We start from the raw sequence: 3,651 nt of genomic DNA, 5'->3' as shown, positions 1-3,651 counted from the left end.
CCCCCGCAAACGCCACGGCTTCCGCACCCCCGCCCACATCCTCGATGACATACTCACCCAATCAACCACTGTTGCATCGACCACGTGAATCCGCCCGCCTGGGCGACCACCATTCGACTGCATTCGACCGCCCGCTGGACAGAGGGGGCGATAGGCGGGGGCTATGTGGGCGCGGCGTTAGGCCGGTGGCGCGCTGATCCAGCCGCCCATTGCGACGGTGCGGAAATGTGTTGTCATGCGGTGGTTTTCGTCGATCACGTGCAGGGCGAGGGCTGGATCCGGCGCGTAGTCCATGACGCGGTCGGGCAGTTCGAGCTCCCACTCGCCGCCCAGCACCGATGCGGTGCTCGGCGCGACCAGCAGCGGGCGGCCCGCGAAGGTGGTGACGGCCGCGGAATGCGCGTGTCCGGTGAGCACGCCGACAATGCGTTCGTCGGCGGCGACGACCTCGGCGAATTTCTCCGGATCGGCCAGCGAGATCGTATCGATCACCGGGCTGAACAGATGGGCGGGCGGATGGTGCAGTGCGAGCAGAATGGGCGCGTCGGCGGGCGCCGCCGCCAGTACGCCGCGCAGCCAGTCGTAGGTCTGCTCGGTCAGTCGGCCGCCGGATTCGCCGGGAATGCTCGAATCCAGTAGGGCCACGGTCAGATTGCCGACCCGGTGCGCGTGGTTGATCGGCGCGGTCGAGGCGGGTTCGCCGAGCAGCGTCTCGCGGAAGGCGGCGCGGTCGTCGTGATTGCCGGGCAGCGCGTAGACCGGGATATCGGCATCGAGCGCCATGCGGGCCTCGGCGTACTGGTCGGATTTGCCGGAATCGGTGATGTCACCGGTCACCAGGATGGCATCGGGCCTGCGGCGCAGATCGGCGAGAAAGGCCATCACCCGCTCGGCGCGTTCGGCGTTGCGGGCACCTAGATCGAAATGGGTATCGCTGATCTGGGCCACCAGGATCATCGGCGTTCGCTTTCTCTGGGGTATCGCTCCATTGCGTCAGAGTGTGCCGGCCTCGCGTACGCGGCACCCCATCAGGCTAGATGACCTGCGGGTTCCGCGTCGCCATGAGGCTGACCACGGGTAGAAAGCCGGAGGGTCGGTAGTGGCGGCCCGCACAGCGATACCGGTGGGTTTCGGATGTCAGCCCTGCTGCGCGATGATCGACGCCCACAGCGTTTGCATCGACCGCAGGAAGGCCTTGCGTTCGGCGGCGGGCAGTGGAGACAGCAGCCGGTCCTCCTGCTCCTGGATATCGCGCTGCGCACGATCGCGAGTGGTTCGGCCGGTCGGGGTGAGCGATACCAGCCGCGCGCGCCGATCGGCCGGATCCGGAGCACGTCGGATGAGGTCGCGCTGCTGGAGTTCGTCGAGCACGCCGATGATGCGGGTCTTATCCGCGCGGATCTTCTTGGCCAGTGCGGCCTGGGTGTAGACGGGTTCGTCGCCGAGGTCGAGCAGGACAACATAGCCCCACATAGTCAGTCCGTGTCGCTCGAGTATCGGCAGCTCCGCGGCGGCGAGGGCGCGGCCGAGCGGCACGAGCATCGCGGCGAGATCGGGGCGCTGCACTTCCGGCATGAGTAGAAAATACTGCTTGGCAAGTCATAAGCATGAGCTTACGATAAGCTCTAGCTTACTAATTTGGACATATCGAGAGGACTGAAATGACCACCGATTCCGAAACCAGTGCGGTAGCCGCCGAACTGCGCACCCTCAATGAGCTGGGGGCGAAGGTCGATCTCATCGCACTCAACGCGCAGGCCGTGCGCACAAGCATCGATGTGGTTTCCCATGTCACGGCCGCCGATCTGGCCAAGCCGACGCCCTGCGCGGGCTGGACGCTGCACGGGCTGCTGGCGCACATGATCACCCAGCACTACGGTTTCGCGGCCGCCTCACGCGGCGAAGGTGACCTGTCGCTGTGGCGGCTGCGTCCGCTCAGCGAGGACCCGGTCGCGGACTACCGTGCCGCCGCCGAACATGTGCTGGCGTCCTTCGCCGAGGACGGTGTGCTCGAGCGGACCTTCCCGTTACCGGAATTCACCCGGGCCTTCGAATTCTCCGGAGCCGAAGCGGTCAGCTTCCACTTCATCGACTACGTCGTGCACTCCTGGGATGTCGCCCGAACCCTCGGTCGGACAGTGAGTTTCGATGACGACCTGCTCGCCGCCGCATCACCGGTGGCCGAGGTCGTCCCAGGCGGCAATGCTCGGTTGGCGCCCGGCGCCGCGTTCGGCCCGGTGATCGCCTGGTCCGGTGACTCCACCCTCGACGACATCGTCGCCATCCTCGGCCGGTCCCCGAACTGGCCCGCATAGGGCTGTGCGCCCGCGGATCCGGCGGTCGCCCGCGCCGATCAGCCTGCCGCGCACGGGATCGCCCGGTAGTCCGTGTGCGGCGCGGGAAAGTGTGCAGCGCACGGAATCGTCGGGTAGTCCGTGTGCGGCGCGGGAAAGTGTGCCGCGCACGGAATCGTCGGGTAGTCCGTGTGCGGCGCGGGAAAGTGTGCAGCGCACGGGAATTGCCTGGTCGTTGTGGGTTCGACTGGCGAAGAGGTTTGTAGTACAGGTGAATTGGGCGGTCATTTCGCGCGGCGTGCGAAGGTGCGTGGTGTGCACACCGGAATCGCCCAGTCGCGCCGCGCGGGAGGTTGTAATCCACCGGCATTGCGTGGTGATTTGGTGCGCGGCGCACGAAAAGGTTTGCAGCGCTTGACTATTCGATGGTGTGCAGCAGGTTGTCGGCGTGCTGGAGGACCGCTTCGGTATCAGGAGCGGGCTGGATAGGCTGCCAGAAGTCGGGATTCGGCGTCGCTCGCACGGTGAGTTCCGGGGGCGTGCGCCACGGTGCGGCCAGGCCGAGCTGCCAGGAGTGCAGGTAGGTCCGGTCGTACTGCCCGGACTTGTCGAACAGTGGGTCGCCGAGGATCGGATGTCCGATCCAGGCCAGGTGCACCCGGATCTGGTGGCGGCGGCCGGTAATCGGGCGCACCGCGAGCAGGGTGTGTTCGTCGGTGCGCAGGACCGTCGCGAACCGGGTGACCGATGGATAGTTCTTGGTGGCCAATAGGTCGGCATCATCGACGAACCAGCGGCCCGCCTGCTCGCGAATGCGCTCGCGGGGCGCGGCGATGCGCACCCGGTTCTTGCGCCCGACACTGAGCGGCAGTTCGATGACGCCGCGATCGGGCAGTCCGGTCGACTCGACGATCGCCAGATACGCCTTCTCGGCCGTCTGCTTGTTGAACTGCCTGGTCAGCTGCCCGTGCGCGGTCAGCTCCTTGGCCAGCAGCACAAGTCCAGAGGTCACCTTGTCGATCCGGTGCACCGGATACAGTGTTTCCCCGGCCGCGGCCGCCGCCTCGACGATATCGCTGTCGTGCCGCTCACCGGTCACCGAAATCCCGGCGGGCTTGTTCAATGCGAGCACCGCGGCGTCCTCGGCAATGACGCAGTTCGCGCGCAGTTCGGCCCACTCGAAATCCACCGGACGAGTTTAGGGCGTGGTCCAGACACCCATCCCAGCCACCAGGGAGCGAGTCTTACGAGCGACGTTCGCGGCCCGTCTCGCGTCCGAGTAGTCGAAGCGCATGCGCCGCAGGCGCGAGTCTCGACTGCTCGGACGCGAGGCCCACCCGTCGCCCGACCACCACCC

At 66.7% G+C, this 3,651-nt stretch carries 4 protein-coding genes; 1 reads left to right on the top strand and 3 read right to left on the bottom strand.

Annotated elements, in window-relative coordinates; genetic code table 11:
* Window positions 1-177: 177 nt before the first annotated feature.
* Together ABZW16_RS43405 and ABZW16_RS43400 are read right to left on the bottom strand one after the other, a co-directional pair.
* Window positions 178-957: a metallophosphoesterase gene (locus ABZW16_RS43405; RefSeq protein WP_354961999.1), complete on the bottom strand. Its 780-nt coding sequence runs from the start codon at window positions 955-957 to the stop codon at window positions 178-180.
* Between the two features lie 180 nt (window positions 958-1,137).
* Complete coding sequence (locus ABZW16_RS43400) at window positions 1,138-1,575, bottom strand: MarR family transcriptional regulator (RefSeq protein ID WP_354961998.1); 438 nt, start codon at window positions 1,573-1,575, stop codon at window positions 1,138-1,140.
* Window positions 1,576-1,661: 86 nt separating this feature from the next.
* Between ABZW16_RS43400 and ABZW16_RS43395 the strand changes: the two genes are divergently transcribed.
* On the top strand, window positions 1,662-2,315 hold the full coding sequence (locus ABZW16_RS43395) for a TIGR03086 family metal-binding protein (RefSeq protein WP_354961997.1): 654 nt from the start codon (window positions 1,662-1,664) through the stop codon (window positions 2,313-2,315).
* 397 nt (window positions 2,316-2,712) lie between these two features.
* Here ABZW16_RS43395 and ABZW16_RS43390 read toward each other — a convergent pair whose 3' ends face one another.
* On the bottom strand, window positions 2,713-3,483 hold the full coding sequence (locus ABZW16_RS43390; RefSeq protein WP_354961996.1) for an RNA pseudouridine synthase: 771 nt from the start codon (window positions 3,481-3,483) through the stop codon (window positions 2,713-2,715).
* Window positions 3,484-3,651: the final 168 nt, after the last annotated feature.

The sequence above is a fragment of the Nocardia sp. NPDC004604 genome, from assembly GCF_040609795.1.
GTDB lineage: Bacteria > Actinomycetota > Actinomycetes > Mycobacteriales > Mycobacteriaceae > Nocardia.
Note: the sequence above shows the minus strand (reverse complement) of the source record. Positions and strands in the feature narration are given on the sequence as shown.